A 4348-nucleotide genomic window follows, 5' to 3' on the forward strand; every position below is an offset into this window, starting at 1 on the left:
TACTAAATGTTATAGACCCTTTGTTTTTCATGATATAATACAGGTAATTATTTTCGGAGGACAATGGGAAATGCCGTTAATTCAAATTCAAGAGCTAACATATGAATACGATGATTTTAAGCTGGGACCGCTGAACCTTGAAATCGATAAAGACCAATGGATCTCAATTATTGGACGGAATGGAAGCGGGAAAAGCACCCTTGCACGGTTGATTGACGGGTTAATTGAGGCCCAATCGGGAACGATTACCGTTAACGGACTTGAAGTTAATGAACGGAATGTATGGCAGATTCGCTCTCAGATCGGCGTTGTTTTTCAGAATCCTGATAACCAATTTGTGGGCGCGAACGTGGAAGATGATGTTGCTTTCGGACTAGAAAACCGCCAGATCAGTCATGATGAAATGGTTAAGCGAGTCAACGAATCGCTTGAAGCGGTTGGAATGGCAGAGTTTGCGAAGCATGAGCCTTCAAAACTTTCCGGCGGACAAAAGCAACGGGTCGCAATTGCTGGAATTTTAGCAATTCGTCCGCAAATCATCATTTTAGACGAGGCCACCAGCATGCTTGATCCTGAAGGGCGACGGGATTTGATTCAATTGATTCGCCGGCTTAAGGATCGGTTTCATTTTACGGTCATTGCGATTACACATGATATTGATGAGACGGTTTTCTCTAATCAGGTCATTGTTCTTGATCAGGGCAAGATTCGGATGCAAGGGCGCCCAACTGAAGTTTATCAAAAGCGAGATCAGTTAATGGATTTAGGACTTGATTTACCGTTTGTTGAAAAGCTGAAACTTAAACTTCAGGAAAATGGATTAGCTGAATTAACAGATGATGAAACATTAGACGAAAAAGAAATGGTAGCAAAATTATGGCAATTGAATTCAAACATGTAAGTTATACTTATCAGGCAGGAACGCCATTTGAACAGCAGGCCCTTGACGATATTTCAGTTAAGATCGAAGATGGGAGTTTTACGGCTCTGGTTGGCCATACTGGAAGCGGAAAATCAACGTTTATTCAGCATTTAAACGGACTACTTAAACCAACGGCGGGTGAAATTCAAATTAATGATCAGCTGATCACGCCGCAAACGAAAAATAAAGAACTTGATGATTTACGGCATCAAGTCGGGATTCTTTTTCAATTTTCTGAAAACCAATTATTTGAAGAAACGGTTTTGAAAGACATTGCGTTTGCACCGAAAAATTTTGGAAAAAGTGAATCTGAAGCTGAAGATCTTGCCCGGGCAAAAGCAAAACTGGTCGGAATTGACGATCAGTTGCTTGAACGTTCACCATTTGAACTTTCAGGCGGGCAGATGCGCCGGGTTGCCCTTGCTGGAATTTTAGCAATGGAGCCGCAAATTCTGGTATTAGACGAACCGCTGATCGGATTAGATCCGGTTGGAAAGCGCGAAACAATGGGGACTTTTAAGCAGTTGCATGAAAGTGAACAAATGACGATTCTCATTGTAACCCACAACATGGATGACGTTGCGAATTATGCTGATCAGGTAATTGCCCTTGAGCGGGGGAAGTTGATTGCCGCGCAAAGCAAACAAGAATTTTTCAGTGATCCGCAATGGCTTTATCAGCATCACCTTGGATTACCCCGAGCAGCTGAATTCGCAGCGCAGTTAATGCAAAAAGGGATGCAGTGGGATGGCTTACCATTAAATGTTGATGAATTGGCACGTCAATTGGTAACGAAGGTGAAGGAATGTAATCAGGTAGGAGCGAAAGATGAGTAATATTATTCTCGGAAGGTATATTGATGGTGATTCGATAATTCACCGAATGGATTCACGGGCAAAATTAATTCTCAGTTTATACTTTATTGTGATCGTTTTTCTGTGCAATAACTGGCAAACATACGCTTTGTTGGGGATTTTTACCCTTGCTTGCGTGTTGCTTTCCAAAATCAAAATGAGCTTTTTTATTAAAGGTATCCGGCCATTGATCGGCTTAATTTTGATTACGGTTTTGTTGCAGCTTTTCTTCACAAGTGGAGGAACGGTTTATTGGCAATGGGGGCCATTCAAGCTGACAAGTTTTGGAATTATTAATTCAATTTATATTTTTTGTCGAATCGTTTTGATCGTGGTGATGTCAACGTTACTGACGGTTACGACGACCCCGTTGGAAATTGCTGACGGTCTTGAATCCTTGATGGCGCCGTTACGGAAAATTAAAGTTCCGGTCGATGAAATCGCCCTGATGATTTCAATTGCATTAAGGTTTGTTCCAACCTTAATGGATGAAACGCAAAAAATTATTAATGCCCAACGTGCGCGGGGAGTCAATTTTGGTGAAGGAAACTTGTTTAAGCAGGCCAAAATGCTGATTCCAATTCTAATTCCGTTATTTGTTAACTCGATCAAACGCGCTGAAGATTTGGCGGTTGCAATGGAAGCTCGTGGTTATCAAGGAGGACCGAACCGAACAAAGTACCGGCAACAGCATTGGCATTTGGCTGATACGGTCGGAATCGTTGTGTTTTTAGCGTTAACGGGCGGATTAATGTTACTGAGAGGTTAAGATGACAAAGAGATATAAAATTACAATTGCATATGACGGAACGAATTTTGCTGGGTTTCAATCGCAGCCTCATCAACGAACGGTGCAATCAGTTCTTGAGCGCGCCGTAAATAAGATGAGTAAAAAGGATGAGTTCATTCCGATTTTCGGTTCTGGGCGAACTGATTCAGGGGTTCATGCGCTGGGACAAGTTGTTCATTTTGACTTTCCGCATGAAATGAGTGCTGATAGCATGCTGAAGGCGTTGAACAGTATGCTGCCGTTGGACTGTGTTGTGGTCGATTGCGAAATTGTGCCGGACGATTTTCATGCCCGGTTCACGACCCATGGCAAACGGTATATGTATCGGGTTAGTCAGAGTTATTTTGTTGATCCGTTTAAACGAAATTACACGGGCCATTATAAGTATCCGGTCGACCTTGAAAAAATCAAGGCCGCATTGCCGGACGTGATTGGGACCCATGATTTTACGAGTTTTTGTGCATCGGGCAGCAATGTTAAAAGTCATGTCCGAACGATTTATGATGCGACTGTTCGGCGGGACGAAGCTCAAAATGAATTGATTTTTGAATTTGCAGGAAGTGGCTTTTTGTATAATCAAGTTCGAATTATGGTTGCCACGCTGCTTGAGATTGGGCGGGGCAAGCGCCCAGTTCACGATTTTTTAAGGTTATACGAAGTTAAAGACCGGAATGAGGCGCGGGAAACGGCCCCGGCTTCAGGATTATATTTGAAAGAGGTCTATTACGATTAGAAGATAAAATTTCTTTGAAATATTGACTAATATAGGGATTAATCGTAATATAGTACTTGGTATTGTTTGCCCCACAATAGCCCCGTTAAAACTATTGTATGTCAAACAAGCATAAAAGATGGAGGAATTAACCGTGCGTACAACATATATTGCAAAACCAGGTGAAGTAGAACGTAAATGGTATGTCGTAGATGCTACAGATGTTCCTTTGGGACGTTTATCTACAGTCGTTGCTTCAGTTTTACGTGGTAAGAACAAGCCACAATTTACACCAAACGTTGATACAGGTGACTTTGTGATTGTTATCAATGCTGATAAGGTAGCATTAACAGGTAAGAAAGCCGAAAAGAAAGTATACTACCACCACACATTGCATCCAGGTGGATTGAAGGCACGCACAGCTGGTGATTACCGTGAAAAAGATCCAGAAAAATTAATCGAATTGTCAGTTCGCGGCATGCTTCCAAAGGGTACTTTAGGTAAGCAACAACTTAAGAAGTTGCATGTATACCGTGGTGCAGAACACAAGCATGAAGCACAACAACCAGAAGTATTAGACATCACAAACTTAATCTAGTAGGAGGAATTTTAAATTGGCTCAAGTACAATATCAAGGCACAGGCCGTCGTAAAAATTCCGTTGCTCGTGTTCGTTTAGTTCCTGGTTCAGGAAAAATCACGATGAACGGTAAACCAGCAGAAGAATACATTCCATTTGCAAACTTACGTGAAGTTATGGTCGCTCCATTTAAGGTTACTGAAACAGAAGGTCAATACGATGTTTTAGTTAACGTTAATGGTGGTGGCTTCTCAGGTCAAGCTGGTGCAACTCGTCACGGAATTGCACGTGCTTTACTTCAAGTTGACCCAGACTTCCGTCCTGCATTAAAGAAGAGCGGTTTATTAACACGTGACGCTCGGATGAAGGAACGTCGGAAACCAGGTCTTAAGAAAGCTCGTAAGGCTTCACAATTCTCAAAGCGTTAATATTACTTCATATTATCGAACAAAAGTCATGGATTTTATCCGTGGCTTTTTTTCTACCAAGAG

At 41.9% G+C, this 4348-nt stretch carries 6 protein-coding genes; all 6 read left to right on the plus strand.

Annotation, left to right across the window (positions count from 1 at the left end; translation table 11 throughout):
- The first annotated feature begins 70 nt into the window (after positions 1 to 70).
- Complete coding sequence (locus A3O17_RS06275) at positions 71 to 901, plus strand: energy-coupling factor transporter ATPase (RefSeq protein ID WP_064213111.1); 831 nt, start codon at positions 71 to 73, stop codon at positions 899 to 901.
- Positions 877 to 1758: an energy-coupling factor transporter ATPase gene (locus tag A3O17_RS06280; RefSeq protein WP_064213112.1), complete on the plus strand. Its 882-nt coding sequence runs from the start codon at positions 877 to 879 to the stop codon at positions 1756 to 1758. Before A3O17_RS06275 ends, A3O17_RS06280 begins: the two co-directional genes overlap by 25 nt.
- Positions 1751 to 2545, plus strand: a complete 795-nt coding sequence (locus A3O17_RS06285) for an energy-coupling factor transporter transmembrane component T family protein (protein ID WP_064213113.1) — start codon at positions 1751 to 1753, stop codon at positions 2543 to 2545. Before A3O17_RS06280 ends, A3O17_RS06285 begins: the two co-directional genes overlap by 8 nt.
- Position 2546: 1 nt before the next feature.
- Entirely contained in the window at positions 2547 to 3299 is a 753-nt protein-coding gene (gene truA, locus A3O17_RS06290) for a tRNA pseudouridine(38-40) synthase TruA (RefSeq protein ID WP_064208335.1), read from the plus strand.
- 133 nt (positions 3300 to 3432) lie between these two features.
- On the plus strand, positions 3433 to 3876 hold the full coding sequence (gene rplM / locus A3O17_RS06295; protein ID WP_057826657.1) for a 50S ribosomal protein L13: 444 nt from the start codon (positions 3433 to 3435) through the stop codon (positions 3874 to 3876).
- 16 nt (positions 3877 to 3892) lie between these two features.
- Entirely contained in the window at positions 3893 to 4285 is a 393-nt protein-coding gene (gene rpsI / locus A3O17_RS06300) for a 30S ribosomal protein S9 (RefSeq protein WP_064213114.1), read from the plus strand.
- The last annotated feature ends 63 nt before the right edge of the window (positions 4286 to 4348 follow it).

Source organism: Ligilactobacillus aviarius (assembly GCF_001654615.1).
In the GTDB taxonomy this organism is placed as follows: domain Bacteria; phylum Bacillota; class Bacilli; order Lactobacillales; family Lactobacillaceae; genus Ligilactobacillus; species Ligilactobacillus aviarius_B.